The sequence below is a fragment of the Stenotrophomonas sp. YAU14D1_LEIMI4_1 genome (genome assembly GCF_003086815.1).
Classification (GTDB): Bacteria; Pseudomonadota; Gammaproteobacteria; order Xanthomonadales; family Xanthomonadaceae; genus Stenotrophomonas.
Genome location: NZ_CP025997.1, coordinates 714,399 through 731,653 on the forward strand (window position 1 = coordinate 714,399; position 17,255 = coordinate 731,653).

The following is a 17,255-nucleotide window of genomic DNA, read 5'->3' on the forward strand; positions in this document are numbered from 1 at the left end:
CCCGCCTTTGATGTTGCTTCAGTCGAGCATGGCTCGACTCTACAGGGCTGCCGGGTGCAACCCGGCCAGTGCTACCCTTCGCCCAACGACAACCACGGAGGCGGGATGGGGGCGATCGTGTTGTTGCCGCTGGGCGTGGACGATGCCGTACTGGACCGCTGCCTGGCCGCGCTGGATGCCGGTACCGCACCCGGTACCGCCGTCTGGTTGGCCGACGATGCACAGGCCGGGCCGCGTGCGCAGGCCGTGGTTGAACACTGGCTGGCGCATACACCGCTGCAGGCCGAATACACCCGTCGCGCGCGACCGTTGGGCGAAGTGGCCCACCTGGATGAAATGCTGCGTGCCTGCGAAGGGCTGGATGTGGCCGTGCTCGCGCCGGACTGCGTGCCAGCGCCCGGTTGGCTGCAACAGCTGCAGGCCTGCTTCGCCCGTGATGCAGCTATCGCCACCGCCACACCCTGGTGCAACGCCGGCGAAACCGCCGCCTGGCCGCGGCTGGGTGAGATCAATCCGGAACCGGCTGATCCGGCCCTGCTGGCACATACCTGCGCCGCCTTGCCCAGCCTGCACCCCGAACTGCCCTCGGCGGTGACCCATGCGGTGCTGGTGCGCGGCAACGCGCGCCGCCGTGCCGGTGGCCTGGACGTGGACAGCTACCTGGGATGGAACGCCGCGCTGGTGGACCTGAGCCTGCGCATGGCCGGCCTGGGCTGGCGCAACGTGCTGTGCGAGAACGCCTTCGTCAGCCGCGCCGGCGAAGCGCCCAGCCGCGAAGGTGACCTGGAAGCGCTGGCCGCGCGCTGGCCCGGCTGGATGCCGCGGTTGGCCGATTTCCTGATGCACGACCCGCTGCACGGATTGCGCCAGGATCTGCAACAGCAGCTGCAGCAGGCGATAATGCCGCGCGGGCAGGGCGACCTGTTCGCGCAGCCATCGCCGCCGGAGTCGCCCGCTTGAAGTCCGCCATCGCCGCCATCGTTGTGACCTACCAGAGCGGCAGCACCATCGATGCCTGCCTGTCGCGGCTGCGCCAGTCGCAGGACGTGGCCGAAATCCGGGTCATCGACAACGGCTCGCTGGACGACACGCTGGACATCATCCAGCGCCATGCCAGCCACGATGCGCGCGTGCGCTTCATCGGCAATCCGGACAACCCCGGCTTCGCTGCGGCCAACAACCAGGGCGTGGCCGATTCGCACAGCCCCTGGCTGGCCTTCATCAACCCGGACCTGATGGTCGAGCCCGATACCCTGGCCGCGCTGCGCGCGCGCGCCGAAGGCCTGGGGGATACGCTGCTGGGGGTGGAACAGGTGGACGAGCAGGGCCAGGCCGACGATGCCGTGCGCCGCCGCGATCCGGATTTCCTGGCCATGCTGCGCTCGCCGCGCCGTGGTGGCCGGCTGGCCATCCCGCGTGATCCGCAGCAGACGCTGCAGGTGGTGCCGGCCCTGTCCGGCGCGCTGCTGCTGATGCCGCGCACCCTGTTCGACCGCATCGGTGGCTGGGATGCGGGGTACCGCCTGCATGCCGAAGACCTGGACTTGTGCCGCCGCGTGCGCGACGCGGGCGGGGTGGTGGCCATCGCCAACGATCTGCAGGTCACCCATGTGCGTGGGGTCTCCAGCCGCTCACGGCCGTTCTTCGTGGAATGGCACAAGCATCGCGGCCTGTGGCGCTACTTCAGCAAGTTCGAGGCGAAGCAGCGTTCGTGGCCGGTGCGGGGGCTGGTGTGGGGCGCGATCTGGGCGCATGCGCTGATGCTGGTCCCCCGGTTGCTGCGCAAGGCGCTCTGACCGCCGGGCAGGGGCGGGGTATTGGCCCGATTGCGGGAACGCGATTCACCTGATCGGGCGCATAATGGCGTCATGGCCATCATCCAGTCCCTGCTCGACACCGACCTGTACAAGTTCACCATGATGCAGGCGGTGCTGCACCAGTACCCCAGCGCCCAGGTGCAGTACCGGTTCAAGTGCCGCAACCCCGGTATCGACCTGGCGCGCTACATCGAACAGATCGATGAAGAAATCGACCATCTGTGCAGCCTGCGCTTCACCGATGCCGAGCTGGACTACATGCGCGGCCTGCGCTTCGTGAAGCCGGACTTCGCCGATTTCCTCGGCCTGTTCCACCTGGACCGCAAGTACATCCGCCTGCGCCCGTCGCAGACCGTACCCGGCGAGATCGACCTGGACATCACCGGGCCGTGGCTGCACACCATTCTGTTTGAAGTGCCGCTGCTGGCGATCATCAACGAAGTCTGGTTCCGCAACACCACCACCGCCGATTTCGCCGAAGGCGAGCGCCGCCTGCAGGCCAAGGCCGCGCTGCTGCGCGATACCCCCGGTTTCGAACAGTGCCGCATTGCCGACTATGGCAGCCGCCGGCGTTATTCGCGCGACTGGCATGCACGCTTGCTGCCGCTGCTGCGCGATGCGCTGGGCCCGCAGCTGGTGGGCACCAGCAACGTGCATTTCGCCCGCCTGTACGGCATGACCCCGCACGGCACCATGGCCCACGAATACCTGCAGGCCTTCCAGGCACTGGGGCCGCGCCTGCGCGATTCGCAGGTGGCGGCGCTGGAATCGTGGGCGCGCGAGTACCGCGGCGACCTGGGAATCGCACTGTCCGACGTGGTCGGGCTGGATGCCTTCCTGCGCGACTTCGACATGTACTTCTGCAAGCTGTTCGACGGCGTGCGCCACGATTCGGGCGACCCCTTCGACTGGGGCGACCGCATGCTGGCGCACTTCCAGCAACGCCGCGTGGATGCCCGCAGCAAGGTCCTGGTGTTCAGCGATGGCCTGGACATCACCAAGGTCATGCGCCTGTACGATTACTTCCGTGGCCGCTGCCAGGTGGCCTTCGGCGTGGGTACGCACCTGACCAACGACCTGGGCCCGACCCCGCTCAACATCGTCATCAAGATGGTCCGCTGCAACGGCCAGCCGGTGGCCAAGCTCAGCGATTCGCCGGGCAAGAGCATGTGCGACGACCCCGGCTACCTGGCTTACCTGCGGCAGGTGTTCGAACTTCCCCCCGCGGGATCGGCATAAGGCAGCGGCGCGTGCCGTCGGGTGCGCGCGTCAGGTTGACGTGTTGACTGTGTGTTGATGCCGCAAGCGTGAAGATCGACGGTATGATGCCGTCCATGCCACGCAATTGTGACGCGCGTCATCAATTGCACCGTCTCCGCTGCAGTTTTTTCCTGCCTGCTCGCCCATGAACCTACAGATCGTTGTCGAAAGGATGTCGGCGTGACGCCGCCGCGGCTGGCCGTGGCAGACGTTGCGGCCGAGTTCGTGGAGATGCGCCCGGGCGGCGTGTACTGGGCCGTTGCCGCTGGCAGTGCGCCGGCCGACCTGCTCGGGGCGGGCACGCTGGCGGCCGCGACCGACGTGGACGAGGCGCTGCTGGTGACCCTAGGGCGCACCGTCGAACCGCTGCTGGCCTTGCTGCAGCCGGACCAGGGGCCGGCACGCGTGCGTCTGTTCCAGCGCTCGCACCCGGGCATGCAGCAGGCCCTGCGCAGCCTGCCGGGCGATCTGCCGCGCGCCTCGTCGGCGGCTACAGCGCTCAGCATCGTGCAGTTCCCGGTGGCGGCGCTGGATGGCTGGGACGATGCGCGTCTGGCACGCTGGTGCCAGCAGCTGCAGCAGTGGGCGCAGCGCGCTGGCCAGGTGCTGCTGCTGTTGTGCCACGGCGAAGTGGCCACCCTGGCCCCGCGCCTGCTGCCGTTGAACCGCAGCTGCGCGGGCGTGGCCCAGTTGCACCCGCACCGGGGCGCACTGCAGCTGCTGCTGCACTACTGGGCCAACAGCCATGGCGTGGTGGCCCAGCGGGTATTCGCGGTGGAAGCGGTGGGCAACCAGTTCCAGCGGATCGCCGATGACCAGACCGACGCGGTGAGCGTGGCCGGTGATGGCGGCAGCGACTGTGATCTGTTCCTGGCCCAGGCCGATGTGCTGGAAGGCGCACCGCCGTTGTCGTCGGCGTGGAAGCTGTACGACGGCTGGGCGGGGTTGATGCCGGCCGCGCTGCGCGCCAACGAAGCCACGGTGGTGCTGGCCATCAATGAAAACGCGCAGGTGGATGCACTGGCGCGTCTGCTGCACCGCCTGCGCCGCGAGCGCGGCGATGCGCTGAAGCTGGTGGTGCGCGAGCTGCAGCCCTGCCTGCGCTATGCCGACGAACGCCTGCTGCTGCAGTGTGGCGGCAGCCTGGTGGTGCCGGCGCACACGCCGCTGCCGCGCCTGCTGACCCTGCTCGATGCCGTGCAGCGCCAGCGCTGGCAGGGGCAACTGGCCGATGACCCGGAACCGCTGATCCGCTCGCACCGGCCGCCGCCGATCAGTGGCCTGGTCAGCGTGGCCCGCTTCCGCCAGATTGCCGGCGAGCGCATCGATCTGGATGGCAGTGCCGTGGAAAGCGCGGTGTTGGCGCTGCAGCCGGTGGCCGGCCTGCGCGCCGAACAGACCCTGCAGCAGCTGCGTATCCGTCGCCAGGGCGACGTCGTCTGCGTCTATCGCGGGCAGGTGCGCCTGTTCCTGTTCGGCTGTCGCCGCGATGCCATCGAGCAGGCGCTGTCCAATCTGTTCCGCCTGCCGTGGCGCGAGTTGTTCGACGGCTACCAGCGCCTGGCCGAGTACGACCTGGCCTCGATGAATGCCACCGGCAGCGACCCCGAGACCGAGCCGTTGCCGCCCCCTGACACCACGCCCGAGGCGGCGCCGGTGCAGGTGGCGACGTTTGCTGAACCGAAGCCACTGCGGCTGGGAGAGGATGCATGACCACCGATCAGCAGCTGTGGACGTTGATCGTTGCCTGCGCGGTACTGATGATTCCCTTTGGCGCCATGGCGGGCGTGCTCTGGCGCATGGCACGCCGCGCCGTGCAGCGCCTGCTGCCGCCGCGCCAGCTGCGCCGCGTGGGCGTGCGCCAGCGTGCGCCGCGGAGGCCTGCATGAGCCCGCAGCCGTTGCCCGCCTCGCCCTTCGCCTGGGCCGACCTGCGCGGTTGGAACCTGTATTTCCTGTCCAAGGTGGCGCTGGCCTGGATGGGCGCGCTGAACCTGAAACTGCTGCCCAACCTGCTGTTCCTGGCCGCGCTGCTGGTGCCGCTGCGCTGGCGCTGGGCGCGCATCGCGCGCACGGTGGTGGCGGTGCCGGTGGGCGTGGCCCTGTATTACCAGGACACCTGGTGGCCGCCGTTCCAGCGCCTGCTGGCGCAGCCGGGCGTGCTGGATTTTTCCGCCGACTACTGGCTGGAACTGGCGCAGCGTTTCATCAACTGGCAGATGGTGGCGGTGCTGTCGCTGCTGGTGGTGGGCTACGTACTGCTGAAGCCGTGGCTGCGGGTGACCACGCTGAGCGTGCTGGGCATGCTCGGCATGGCCGTGCTGGCCCTTCCATTGCCGGCGGGCTGGGGTTGGGGGCAGGGCCAGGCGGTAGCGGCCACCGGCACCCGCGGCGCGGCCACGGGCGCGCTGGCACCGGCCAGCAACGATACGCTGAACGCCTGGCTGGCCAGCTTCTACCAGCAGCAGGCCACGCTGAAGACCACGTTCCCGGCGCCAGCCAGCGGCGCACCGTTCGACGTCATCATCCTCAACATCTGCTCGCTGGCCTGGAGCGACCTGGATGAAATCGGCCTGCGCCAGAACAACCTGCTGGACCACATGGACGTGGTGTTCGATGACTTCAATTCGGCCACCGCCTACAGCGGCCCGGCGGCGATCCGCCTGCTGCGCGCCAGCTGCGGCCAGACCTCGCATACCGCGCTGTTCGACCCGGTGCCGGCCGAATGCCAGTTGTTCTCCAACCTGCAGCGGCTGGGCTTCCAGAGCGAACTGGCGATGAACCACGATGGCCACTTCGACGATTTCATTGGTGAACTGTCGCGCTACGGTGGCCTGCAGGCCAAGCCGATGGATATCAGCGGCTTCCCGCGTGCGCTGGTGGCGTTCGACAAGTCGCCGCTGCGCCGCGACGGCGACGTGCTGATGGGCTGGCTGAAACAGCGCCAGGCCGAATCCAGCCCGCAGGTGGCCCTGTTCTACAACACCATCTCGCTGCACGACGGCAACCGCATCGTCGGCGCCGATGGCCGTGCCGCCGCCGCCGATTACAAGGCGCGCGCGAACATGGTGCTGGGCGACATGGCCGGTTTCGTTGATGCGGTGGAAAAGAGCGGGCGCCGCGCGATGATCGTGGTCGTGCCCGAGCACGGCGCAGCCCTGCACGGCGATCGCATGCAGATTCCGGGCATGCGCGAGATTCCCAGCCCGTCCATCACCCATGTGCCGGTAGGGGTGAAGCTGGTCGGCATGGGCGCACCGGCCGCCGGTGGCCCGCGCCACGTGCCCGAACCCAGCAGTTTCCTCGCCATTTCCGAACTGGTGTCGCGCGTGTACGCGTTGAACGCGCAGTCGCCGCCGGCTGATCGGGACTGGAACAGCCTGCTGCAGGGCCTGCCGCAGACCCCCTCGGTTTCGGAAAACGAAGGCGCCAAGGTCATCGATTACGACGGCAAGCCGTGGCTGCAGCTGCAGGGCAGCCAGACCTGGAGCCCTTACCCGGAGGACAAGCGCTGATGGCCGACATCCTGGCGGTGCCTGCCACCCTGTCGGTGGAAGAGGACGACATCGACCTGCTGCGCCGCAGCCTGGCGATGCCGGACATGCGGTACGTGGATTTTTCCGCGAACAACGAACGCGCCCAGGCACTGGCGCGCTGGCCGCTGCTGGCCGAGCTGGAGCGCCTGCCATGACGTTGACCCTGTCACTGCAGGGCGTGCGCGGCGGCGCCGGGGTGACCACGGTGCTGGCGGCACTGGGCCAGGCACTGCACGCGCAGGGCCAGCGTGTGCTGCTGGTGGAAATGAGCCCGGACCAGATGCTGGGCCTGCACCTGGGCCTGGCCGCCGGCGAGCGCGCCGGCTGGGCCCGTGCGCAGTTGGACGGTGCTGACTGGCGCGCGGCGGCATTCGCCTGTGCACCCGGCCTGGCCGTGCTGCCCTATGGCCAGGTCGATGCCAGCGAAGCCCTGCTGCTGGAACACGTGTTGGCGGCAGCGCCGCAGACCTGGGCCGAGCGCCTGCCCACGCTGTCGGCACAGTTCGACTGCGTGCTGTTTGATCTGCCGCAGCGCCTGCCCGCGCATGTGGCAGCCATCAATTCCCACGGTGGATGCCGACTGCCGCTGCGCCTGGCCTGCGTGGACCCGGCCAGCCACGTGCAGCTGCACCGCCAGCGCGAGGATGAACGGCGCCTGCTGGTGAACCGCTACGACCCGGCCGTGCAGGTGCAGCGCGACCTGATGCAGCTGTGGCTGCACAGCCATGGCGCCGGCCTGCTGCCGCAGCCGCTGCACGAGGATGCGCAGGTGCCGGCGGCGCTGGCCAGCAAGCAGTCACTGGGCCAGCACGCAGCTGATTCGCTGGCCGCCGCCGATGTGCAGGGGCTGGCCCTGTGGTGCCTGGCGGAAGCGGCGCGCCTGCAACGGGCGGAGGCGGGCCGGCGATGATGAGCCAGCGGGTCTATTACCTGGACTGGGGGCGGCTGCGCCACCGCGTGCATGCGGCCTGGCCGACCCGCGCGGTGCTGTGGCTGCTGCAGGCCCTGGGCTGGGCGCTGCTGCGCCTGGAAGGACCCGCCTGGCAGGGCCTGGCACCGCGGCTGCGTGCCGCGTTCCCGCAGCTGCAGGGTGACCGCCGCTGGCGCCCGGGCGATCCGATCCGTCTGCTGGTGCAGGCGCTGTGGTTTTCGGTGGTGCGCCTGGTGCCGCGCCGATCGCTGCGCCGGCAGCGGCTGGCGCGCGCACGGCAGCAGCGCATCGCCGAACTGCGCGGCGCGGCCGGTCGCGGCCACGTGCGCTACCTGCGCACCATGCGCGATGCCCCCAAGGATGTGTGGAACAGCCGGTTCATGGCCTGGGCCGGCGAGCGCGTGCGCGCCCTGTCGCCGCGCGCACGGCGCTGGGCGACGGCGGCCATCGGTGTTGCCACCCTGGGGCTGGCGCTGCTGTGCGTCACCCAGCCCTTCAGCTACCTGGCGCAGCTCGTGTTCGTGCTGCTGCTGTGGGCCATCGCTTTGCTGGTGCGGCGCATGCAGGGGCGCTACGCCACCCTGGTGCTGGTGGTGCTGTCGATCACCGTGTCCTGCCGTTACCTGTGGTGGCGCTACACCGCCACGTTGAACTGGAACAGCACCTTCGATCTGGTCTGTGGCCTGATCCTGCTGGCCGCCGAAACCTATTCCTGGCTGGTGCTGATGCTGGGCTACGTGCAGGTGGCCTGGCCGCTGCGCCGGCGCCCGGCGCCGCTGCCGGCCGACGTGCGGCAGTGGCCCACCGTCGACGTGCTCATTCCCACCTACAACGAAGACCTGTCGCTGGTGCGGCATACGGTCTACGCCGCGATGGGCCTGGACTGGCCGGTCGACAAGCTGCGCATCCATATCCTGGACGACGGCAAGCGGGAGGAATTCCGCGCATTCGCCGAGCAGACCGGGGTGAACTACATCACCCGTACTGACAATCGCCACGCCAAGGCCGGCAACCTGAACCATGCGCTGACGCTGATCGACGGTGAGCTGGTGGCCATCTTCGACTGCGACCACCTGCCGGTGCGTTCGTTCCTGCAGGTCACCTGCGGCTGGTTCGGCCGCGATCCCAAGCTGGCGCTGGTGCAGACCCCGCATCACTTCTTCTCGGCCGACCCGTTCGAACGCAACCTGCAGGTGTTCCGCAGCGATCCCAACGAAGGCGAGCTGTTCTACGGCCTGGTGCAGGATGGCAACGACCTGTGGAACGCCGCCTTCTTCTGCGGCTCGTGCGCGGTCATCCGCCGCGAAGCGATCGATGCCATTGGCGGCTTCGCCACCGAAACCGTCACCGAAGATGCGCACACCGCGCTGCGGCTGCACCGCAATGGCTGGAACTCGGCCTACCTGCGCATTCCGCAGGCGGCGGGCCTGGCCACCGACAGCCTGGGCGCGCACGTGAACCAGCGCATCCGCTGGGCACGCGGCATGGTGCAGATCTTCCGCATCGACAATCCGCTGATCGGCAAGGGCCTGAGCCTGTTCCAGCGGTTCTGCTACGCCAACGCCATGCTGCACTTCCTGGCCGGTATTCCGCGCCTGGTGTTCCTGACCGCGCCGCTGGCGTTCCTGCTGCTGCACGTCTACATCATCTATGCGCCGGCACTGGCCATCCTGCTGTTCGTGGTGCCGCACATGGCCCATGCCAGCCTGACCAACGCGCGCATCCAGGGCAAATACCGCCGCCCGTTCTGGGGCGAGGTGTACGAGACCGTGCTGGCTTGGTACATCGCGCGGCCCACCACCGTGGCCTTGTTCAGCCCCGGCCGCGGCAAGTTCAACGTGACCGACAAGGGCGGCACTCAGGATGGCGACCGCTTCGACTGGCGCGTGGCCCGGCCGTACCTGGTGCTGGCGCTGCTGAACGTGGCCGGCCTGTGCTTCGCGGTCTGGCGCTTCATGCACGGCCCGGCCGATGAGCGTGGCACGGTGATCGTCAGTTCGCTGTGGGTGCTGTACAACCTGCTGATCATCGGCGGCGCGCTGGCGGTCGCCGCCGAAGTGCAGCAGGTGCGGCGCACGCACCGCGTGACCACGCACCTGCCGATGGCCCTGCAGGTGCCCGATGGGCGTCGCCTGCGCGGCGTGCTGCAGGACTATTCCAACGACGGCGTGGGCGTGGAGCTGGGCAACGACCCCGGCCTGGCCGAAGGCGCGCGCGTACACGTGCTGTTGGGCCGTGGCCGCCGCGAGTTTGCTTTCCCGGCACGCGTGCAGCGCACCATGGGCCATCGCCTGGGCCTGCTGCTGCAGTTCGACAGCGAACGCCAGCGCGTGGAATTCGCCCAGTGCACCTTCGCCCGTGCCGATGCCTGGCTTGACTGGCATGCCGGCTACCAGCCCAAGAGCCTGCCGCGCAGCCTGTGGAGCGTGCTGGTGCTGGGCTGGCGCGGTTACCGGCGGATGGGCGATTTCGCCCCGTTCGACCTCGACCGTCCCGTGCACTGGAGCCGGCGCCTGCTGCGCTGGATGGCCAGTTTCGCTCCGCAACGTCCGCTTCCCTCCCACTCGGCTGACCCAGCCGCTGACCCAGGGCATCGTCCATGAGCATTTCCTCTCCTCTGCGCTGGCTTCTGCTGCCGCTGCTGGCCCTGCCGGTCGCTTCGGGTAACAGTGCCCCCGCGCCGGCCCGCCTGCCCGCGACCACCGGGTCCACGCCTGACACCGCACCGGCGCAGGTGGCCGTGCCCACGCCGGTGAATGCCGCCGTGGTGCCCGCGCCGCGGCCGGAACCGGCGCAGGCCGAAACCTGGGCAGGCAGTGCCTGGCCGTGGCAGCGCGAAAGCACCTTTGCCGAGCTGGGCCGCCGCCAGGATGTGCTGCTGTCGGGCGTGCGCAACACCACCACGCTGGAATTCCAGGTGCGCCGCGATCGCCTGGCGCGCGAGGCCGAGCTGGACCTGAGCTTCACCCCGTCGCCGTCGCTGCTGCCGACGCTGTCGCACCTGCGGGTGTATCTGAATGACGCGATGATGGGTGTGGTGCCGATCAGCAACGACCAGCTGGGTCGCCCGGTGCAGGCCAAGCTGCCGCTGGACGCGCGGCTGATCGCCGATTTCAACCAGGTGCGGCTGGAGTTCGTCGGCCACTACACCGATATCTGCGAAGAGCCCACCCACAGTTCCCTGTGGGTGAATGTATCGAGCAACAGCACGCTGCGCCTGGGCGGCCAGCCGCTGGCCATGCAGGACGACCTGGCCAACTTCCCGCTGCCGTTCTTCGACCCGCGCGACACCGCGCGGCTGGAACTGCCGGTGGTCTACGGCACCGCGCCGACCCTGGCGCAGCAGCGTGCCGGCGCGATCATGGCCTCGTACTTCGGTAGCCTGGCCGGCTGGTGGCGGCAGGCGCGCTTCCCGGTCAGCTTCGGTGCATTGCCGGACAAGGGTCATGCCGTGGTGCTGGCGGTGAACGGCAAGTTCCCGCCGGTGATCGCCAACCACGCGCCGGTGCAGGGCCCGGTGGTGGAATTGATGGCGCTGCCGGACGATCCGCAGCGCAAGCTGCTGCTGGTGCTGGGACGCAACGACGAGGACCTGCAGAAGGCCGTGGCGGCCATGGCTGCGGGCAACGTGCTGTTCCGCGGCAAGCAGGTGGCGATCGACCAGATCAAACCGCTGGCGCCGCGCAAGCCATACGACGCGCCCAACTGGGTGCGCACCGACCGAGCCGTGCGCCTGGGTGAACTGCTGGATTACCCGCAGCAGCTGCACGCCAACGGCGTGGCCCCGCAGCCGATCACGGTGAACCTCAACCTGCCGCCGGATCTGTTCATCTGGCGCAACCAGGGCATTCCGTTGAACCTGCGCTACCGCTACACGCCGCCGTTCGGCAGCGACGAATCGCGGTTGGGCGTGGCCATCAACGACCAGTTCATTTCCAGCTTCCCGCTGGTGCGCCGCAACGGCAAGCAGGGCCTGGAAGAAATCCGCCTGCCGGTACTGGCCGGTGACGCCGGTGCCGACGCGGGGCGTCTGCTGATTCCGTCGCTGAAGCTGGGCGACCGCAACCAGCTGCGCTTCGATTTCAACTTCGCCAGCGTGATGGGAAGTGCCCAGCGCGACCATTGCCAGACCGTGCTGCCGCCGAACCTGCAGGCGGCGATCGAAGAAGATTCGACCATCGATTTCTCCGGCTTCCACCACTACATGGGCCTGCCGGACCTGTCGGCGTTCGCGCTCAGCGGTTTCCCGTTCACCCGCATGGCCGATCTGTCTGAGACGGTGGTGCTGGTGCCGGCGCAGGCCAGCGAAGCGCAGGCGACCCTGCTGCTGAACCTGGTGGGCGGGCTGGGCGTGCAGACCGGTTACCCCGCCTACGGGCTGCGCCTGTCCAACGATTGGAAGCAGGCCAGCACGTTGGATGCGGACCTGTTGATGCTGGGCGCACTGCCCGATGAGCTGCGCGGCAGCGACCAGCTTTCGCTGCTCATCGACGCCCAGCGCACGCGCCTGTTGAACGGCCAGTCGCCATCGCCGCAGCAGGCGATGGAACAGGCCCGCCGTGGCAGCCGCCAGGGTGACCCGGCGGTGACCGAAGTGGCGGTGACCGCCGATGCACCGTTCGCCGCCATTGTCGGCCTGCAGTCGCCCCACCACGCGCAGCGCAGCATCGTCTCGCTGGCGGCCAGTGGCGCGGCCGATTACGGCCTGCTGGACGAGGCGCTCAGTGACACCGGCAAGCGCCAGGCCATCGCCGGTTCGGTTGCGATCCTGCGCACCTCCGGCATCCACAGCCAGTTCGTGGGCGAGCACTACTACGTCGGCTCGCTGCCGTGGTGGTTGCTGCTCTGGTACCACCTGGCCGATCACCCGGCGTTGCTGGCGGTGCTGGCCACGGTAGTGGTGCTGATGGTGGCCTTCCTGCTGTGGCGCACGCTGCGCTGGGTGGCTGCCAAGCGGTTGGGCCCGGACCACTGATGGCACGCGCGCGGCATCCGCTGGTCGCCGCCTCCGGCCTGGTCCTGCTGGGCCTGGCCGGCGTTGGTGCGTGCCAGGCGCAGGCGCTGCCGGCCACGCCCGGCGGTACGGTGGCCGAGCAGCGGCAATGGCTGCTGGAACAGGTGCGCATCGGCGAAGCCAGCGGCCGCCAGGGCCTGATCGAAGACGCGTTGGCGCGGCTGCGCATGCTGGCCCCGGATGACCGCAGCACGCTGCTGGCGATCCTGGAAGTGCAGCTGTCACAGCAGAAGATGGCCGACGCCGATGCCACCCTGCAGCGCCTGCGCCAGCTGGGTGCGGGCAGCCGCGAGCTGGCCGCCGGCGAACGCCTGTGGCGGGCGTACCGTGGCGATCTGCAGCAGGACCTGCAGCAGGCGCGGCTGTTCGCCGCCGGTGGCCGCAGCGACGAAGCACTGGTGATCTATCGCCGCCTGTTCAATGACGATCCGCCCGGGCTGCAGTTGGGCCTGGAGTACTGGCGCCTGCGTGGCGCGCAGGCCGATGGCCGCGCGCTGGCGATCCGCGAACTGAGCGCGCTGGACCGCAGCTATCCGGGCAACACGGCGCTGCTGCAGACGCTGTCGCAGCTGTTGTTCGCCGCCGGCCGCGATGCCGAAGCGCTGGCCGCGCTCGAGCGCATGGGGCGCAACCCCGAAGCGCGCACGCTGGCCGCCGATGCCGAATGGGACTTCCTGCAGGACCAGCCGGCCGATGATGCCAACGTACGCCGGCTGCAGGCCTTCATCACCCGCAATCCGAACTTCAACGACATCGCGCTGGTGCGCGAGCGCTATGCCGACCAGCACAAGCGGGTGACCGACCCGGCCTGGCGTGCCGGCCTGCGCGGCCAGCAGCTGCTGGATCGCGATCGCAATGCCGAGGCCGAGCGCGCCTTCCTGCAGGCCTTGCGTGGCTATCCGCGCGAAGCCGATTTCCTGGGCGGCCTGGGCATGGCGGTAATGCGGCAGGGGCGCCGAGAACAGGCCATCAGCTATTTCCAGCGTGCCGTGCAGGCCACGCCGGCCGGTGATAGCACCGACAAGTGGACCGACCTGCTGGCCAGTACGCATTACTGGCTGCTGCTGGACCAGGCCGAAGCCGCACTGGCCAGCGGCAACGTGGACCAGGCGCAGGCGCTGTACGAGCGCGCGCGCCGCCAGCAACCCGGTGAGATCAATGCACAGCTGGGGCTGGTGGACGTGGCCGTGGCCCGGGGCGACGATGCCAGCGCCGAACGCCTGCTGCTGGCCGCGCAGCGCCGTGCCCCGCGCGATGCCAATGTGATCCGCAAGCTGGTGCAGCTGTATGGGCGCACCGATCCGCAGCGGCTGGAAAGCTTCATTCATTCGCTGCCGGCCACGCAGCAGAAGCTGTATGCCGAAGATCTGCGGCAACTGCAGATCAGCCGGCTGCGCGAGCGTCGCGAACAGGCGCTGGCCGCCGGCGACGCCGCCACTGCAATAAGCCTGGGCCAGCAGTTGCGCCAGGAACTGCCCGGCGATGCGTGGCTGGCCTATGCATTGGGCAATGAACTGCGCAGCGCCGGCCGCGACGACGACGCCGATGCGGTGGTGGCCGACATGGCCGCGCGCAATGACAGCAGCGAAGCGCGCTACGCGCAGGCCCTGTACCTGTCCGGCAGCGACCGCCTGCCGCAGGCGCTGGCGGTGCTGGACAGCGTGCCGCGCGAGCGCTGGGACGATGACATGCGTGCGCTGTCACAGCGCCTGCAGCGGCAGCAACTGGTGGAACACATGTGGGAGCTGCGCGCGCAGGGCCGCGAGCCGGAAGCCATCGCATTGCTGCAGCAGCAACCGCCCAGCGCCGACAACGACCTGCTGCTGGCCGAATGGGCACGCCTGCGCGGTGATGCGGCACAGGCACTGCATTACTACCAGCAAGTGCTGGCCGCGCAGCCGGACAACGTGGATGCCCAGTTGGGCCAGGTGCAGGCGTGGATCGTGCAGGGCGATCTGCCGCGTGCGCGCCAGCAGATGCACGACGCGCCACCGCAGGTAGCCGACGATGCGTTGGGCCAGCAGCGGCAGTTGGCCGGCATCTGGACCGACCTGCATGAAAATGCGCGCGCGCTGCAGATCCTGCGCGGGCTGCTGGCGCGCAAGACCGAAGCCGATGCGCAGTCGTGGCGCGATGCGGCGCGGCTGGTGCGCGCCGACGATCCCGAGCAGGCGCTGGACATGTACGCCCAGGCGATGGCCGACAACGGCCTGCTGGCCCCGGCGCAGGCCACGCCGCGCGACAACCGCGCGCTCACCCTGGCCAGCCGCCAGACCGAGGGCGATGACTGGCTGCGCAGCAGCTTGCGCAGCGATGTGGACACGCTGTACCAGCAGCAGAACCCGACGCTGACGGTGATGCAGGATTCCGGCCGCCGCAGCGACGGCACGCCGGGCCTGTCGCGGCTCTCGCGTGACACCCGCATCGCCCACCTGGATGCACCGTTTGCCGGTGGCCTGGGTTGGGCGCGCATCGAGCAGGTGCACTTCGATGCGGGCCGGTTCCAGACTGGCGACGATGGCACCTTCGACGAAGATTTCGGCAGTTGCGATCTGGATCTGCTGCAGGCCGATGGCACGGCGCTGCGCGCGCCCGGCTGCAGCCGCTACGTGCACCAGCGGCGCAATTCCGGTGCCGGTTTCGCCGTGGGCTGGCGCACGCTGGACGACCGCTGGAACATCGACCTGGGCCACACCCCGTCCAACTACGTGGTGGGCAACTGGTTGGGTGGGGTCACCTTGAACGGTGACCTGGGCCGGCTGGGCTGGGGCGCCACGGTGTCGCGCCGGCCGATGACCAATTCACTGCTGTCCCAGGCCGGCGCGGTGGATCCGCGCAGTGGCATTGCCTGGGGCGGGGTGACCGCCAACGGCGTGACCTTCAGCCTGGGCTACGACGAAGGTGGCCGCAACGGTATCTGGTCGAACTGGAGCTGGCACCGCCTGACCGGTCGCAACGTGGAAGACAACACCCGCGCGCGGGCCATGGCCGGGTGGTACCACAAGCTGATCCAGCGGCCGGACATGCGCCTGGCCGTGGGCACCACGGCCATGTACTGGCGTTACCAGAAAGACCTGGGCGGTTATTCGCTGGGGCAGGGCGGTTACTACAGCCCGCAGCGCTACGCCTCGCTCAGCCTGCCTGCCAGCTTCGCCTGGCGCAGCGACAACTGGTCGCTGCGCGTGGACGCGTCCTTCAGCGTGTCCAGTGCGCGCACCGCGTCCATCAGCCGCTATCCCGACCAGGCCCTGATCGAGCGGGTGATCGCCCAGCTGGAGCCGCAGTACGGCCCGCTCACGCTCGACCCGGATGGCCTGTACACCAGCAGTGGTCGCAGCAGCGGTACCGGCTCGCGCCTGTACGCGGCGGTGGAACGGCGCCTGGGCGACCACTTCGTGCTGGGCGCGGCCGGTACGCTGCAGCGCAGCCGCGATTTTTCGCCAAATACGTTCCAGCTCTATCTGCGCTATACGCTGAAGCCGTGGCAGGGCAACCTGCCGTTGCCGGTGTCCCCGCTGGTGCCCTATGGCGAATTCCGCTGATCCGCAGCGCCGCCGCCTGCTGCAGGTGGCCGCGACCCTGCCGCTGCTCGCCCACGTGGGCGCGCAAGCACAGACTGCGCCGCGCTGGCCGGCCTGGCAGGTGCTGCAGGCCAGCAGCCTGAGCCGCGACGGGCGCATGATCGACCGCAGCCAGAACGACCAGCGCACCACGTCCGAAGGGCAGTCCTATGCACTGTTCTTCGCCCTGGTGGACAACGACCAGGCCTTGTTCGACCGGGTGCTGGCCTGGACCCAGGACAACCTGGCCGGCGGTGACATGTCCGCACGGCTGCCGGCCTGGCTGTGGGGGCGCGATGGTAAGGGCGCCTGGCGCGTGCTGGACGACAACCCCGCCTCCGATTCCGATCTTTGGCTGGCTTACGCGCTGCTGGAAGGCGCGCGGTTGTGGCGGCGGCCGGCATTGCAGGTGATCGCCACCGGCATGCTGGGGCAGGTGCGTACGCGCGAAATCGTCGAACTCGATGGGCTGGGGCCGATGCTGCTGCCGGGCCCGCAGGGGTTCATTGAAGACGATGCCACGCGGGTCAATCCCAGCTATCTGCCGTTGCCATTGCTGCGGCGCTTCGCCGCCGTGGACACGCAGGGCCCGTGGCAGGCGCTGGCCCGCAACACGGTGGCCTTGCTGCAGCAGACCAGCCCGCACGGCTTTGCACCGGATTGGGCGGCCTGGCGCAAGGGCGCGTTCGTGGTGGACCCGGTGAAGGGCCCGGTGGGCGGCTACGATGCCATCCGCTGTTACGCCTGGGCAGGCATGACCGCCGCGCGCGACCCGCTGTTCCGGCCGCAGCTGCAGGCATTGTCTGGCCCACTGCAGCGCCTGCGCGGCGGCGGCGCGATGTGGGAAAAGGTGGATACCCGCAGCGGGCAAGGGCAGGGCGAAGGCAACTACGGGTTCCGTGCCGCGCTGCTGCCGTACCTGCAGGCGCAGGGCGAAACGCAGCAGGCGCAGGCGTTGTTGGCCAGCCTGCCAACGGCGGAACAGCAACGCAGCGCCGAGCCGGCCTACTACACGCAGATGCTTACCCTGTTCGGCCGCGGCTGGATGGAAGGCCGCTGGCGCTTCGCCGCCGACGGCCGTCTGCAGCCGCGTTGGTAGGGCGGTAACGCGGGGTCAGAGCCCTTTGCGCCGCAAAGG

12 protein-coding genes are annotated in these 17,255 nt (G+C 69.2%); all 12 read left to right on the plus strand.

Annotated features, from left to right (window positions below; translation table 11 throughout):
• Positions 1 to 105: 105 nt before the first annotated feature.
• Entirely contained in the window at positions 106 to 960 is an 855-nt protein-coding gene (locus C1932_RS03160; RefSeq protein WP_108755380.1) for a glycosyltransferase, read from the plus strand.
• Positions 957 to 1,796: a glycosyltransferase family 2 protein gene (locus tag C1932_RS03165; RefSeq protein ID WP_108761204.1), complete on the plus strand. Its 840-nt coding sequence runs from the start codon at positions 957 to 959 to the stop codon at positions 1,794 to 1,796. Before C1932_RS03160 ends, C1932_RS03165 begins: the two co-directional genes overlap by 4 nt.
• A 72-nt stretch (positions 1,797 to 1,868) precedes the next feature.
• A complete protein-coding gene (pncB, locus tag C1932_RS03170) occupies positions 1,869 to 3,056 on the plus strand; it encodes a nicotinate phosphoribosyltransferase (RefSeq protein ID WP_108761205.1) in 1,188 nt (395 codons plus the stop codon).
• 201 nt (positions 3,057 to 3,257) lie between these two features.
• The gene (locus C1932_RS03175; RefSeq protein WP_108761206.1) at positions 3,258 to 4,790 is read left to right on the plus strand and encodes a BcsE family c-di-GMP-binding protein; all 1,533 of its coding nucleotides are present in this window, start codon (positions 3,258 to 3,260) and stop codon (positions 4,788 to 4,790) included.
• Positions 4,787 to 4,966: a cellulose biosynthesis protein BcsF gene (gene bcsF, locus C1932_RS03180; RefSeq protein ID WP_108761207.1), complete on the plus strand. Its 180-nt coding sequence runs from the start codon at positions 4,787 to 4,789 to the stop codon at positions 4,964 to 4,966. Before C1932_RS03175 ends, bcsF begins: the two co-directional genes overlap by 4 nt.
• Positions 4,963 to 6,591: a cellulose biosynthesis protein BcsG gene (bcsG, locus tag C1932_RS03185; protein WP_108761208.1), complete on the plus strand. Its 1,629-nt coding sequence runs from the start codon at positions 4,963 to 4,965 to the stop codon at positions 6,589 to 6,591. Before bcsF ends, bcsG begins: the two co-directional genes overlap by 4 nt.
• Positions 6,591 to 6,767, plus strand: a complete 177-nt coding sequence (gene bcsR, locus C1932_RS03190; protein WP_108748486.1) for a cellulose biosynthesis protein BcsR — start codon at positions 6,591 to 6,593, stop codon at positions 6,765 to 6,767. The genes bcsG and bcsR overlap by 1 nt, the downstream gene beginning before the upstream one ends.
• Positions 6,764 to 7,522 carry a cellulose biosynthesis protein BcsQ gene (gene bcsQ / locus C1932_RS03195; protein WP_108761209.1) on the plus strand — a complete coding sequence of 253 codons (759 nt, stop codon included), beginning with the start codon at positions 6,764 to 6,766 and terminating at the stop codon, positions 7,520 to 7,522. The genes bcsR and bcsQ overlap by 4 nt, the downstream gene beginning before the upstream one ends.
• Positions 7,522 to 10,146 carry a UDP-forming cellulose synthase catalytic subunit gene (gene bcsA, locus C1932_RS03200; protein ID WP_108761210.1) on the plus strand — a complete coding sequence of 875 codons (2,625 nt, stop codon included), beginning with the start codon at positions 7,522 to 7,524 and terminating at the stop codon, positions 10,144 to 10,146. Before bcsQ ends, bcsA begins: the two co-directional genes overlap by 1 nt.
• Entirely contained in the window at positions 10,143 to 12,518 is a 2,376-nt protein-coding gene (gene bcsB, locus C1932_RS03205; RefSeq protein ID WP_108761211.1) for a cellulose biosynthesis cyclic di-GMP-binding regulatory protein BcsB, read from the plus strand. The genes bcsA and bcsB overlap by 4 nt, the downstream gene beginning before the upstream one ends.
• Complete coding sequence (gene bcsC / locus C1932_RS03210) at positions 12,518 to 16,099, plus strand: cellulose synthase complex outer membrane protein BcsC (RefSeq protein ID WP_108761212.1); 3,582 nt, start codon at positions 12,518 to 12,520, stop codon at positions 16,097 to 16,099. The genes bcsB and bcsC overlap by 1 nt, the downstream gene beginning before the upstream one ends.
• Positions 16,083 to 17,216, plus strand: a complete 1,134-nt coding sequence (gene bcsZ, locus C1932_RS03215) for a cellulose synthase complex periplasmic endoglucanase BcsZ (RefSeq protein WP_108761213.1) — start codon at positions 16,083 to 16,085, stop codon at positions 17,214 to 17,216. Before bcsC ends, bcsZ begins: the two co-directional genes overlap by 17 nt.
• Positions 17,217 to 17,255: the final 39 nt, after the last annotated feature.

Coding starts and splice junctions, on each gene's coding strand:
- bcsF (WP_108761207.1), top strand. CDS start 4,787: ATGACCACCGATCAGCAGCTGTGGACGTTGATCGTTGCCTGCGCGGTA.
- C1932_RS03160 (WP_108755380.1), top strand. CDS start 106: ATGGGGGCGATCGTGTTGTTGCCGCTGGGCGTGGACGATGCCGTACTG.
- bcsA (WP_108761210.1), top strand. CDS start 7,522: ATGAGCCAGCGGGTCTATTACCTGGACTGGGGGCGGCTGCGCCACCGC.
- bcsQ (WP_108761209.1), top strand. CDS start 6,764: ATGACGTTGACCCTGTCACTGCAGGGCGTGCGCGGCGGCGCCGGGGTG.
- bcsZ (WP_108761213.1), top strand. CDS start 16,083: ATGGCGAATTCCGCTGATCCGCAGCGCCGCCGCCTGCTGCAGGTGGCC.
- bcsR (WP_108748486.1), top strand. CDS start 6,591: ATGGCCGACATCCTGGCGGTGCCTGCCACCCTGTCGGTGGAAGAGGAC.
- bcsG (WP_108761208.1), top strand. CDS start 4,963: ATGAGCCCGCAGCCGTTGCCCGCCTCGCCCTTCGCCTGGGCCGACCTG.
- bcsC (WP_108761212.1), top strand. CDS start 12,518: ATGGCACGCGCGCGGCATCCGCTGGTCGCCGCCTCCGGCCTGGTCCTG.
- bcsB (WP_108761211.1), top strand. CDS start 10,143: ATGAGCATTTCCTCTCCTCTGCGCTGGCTTCTGCTGCCGCTGCTGGCC.
- pncB (WP_108761205.1), top strand. CDS start 1,869: ATGGCCATCATCCAGTCCCTGCTCGACACCGACCTGTACAAGTTCACC.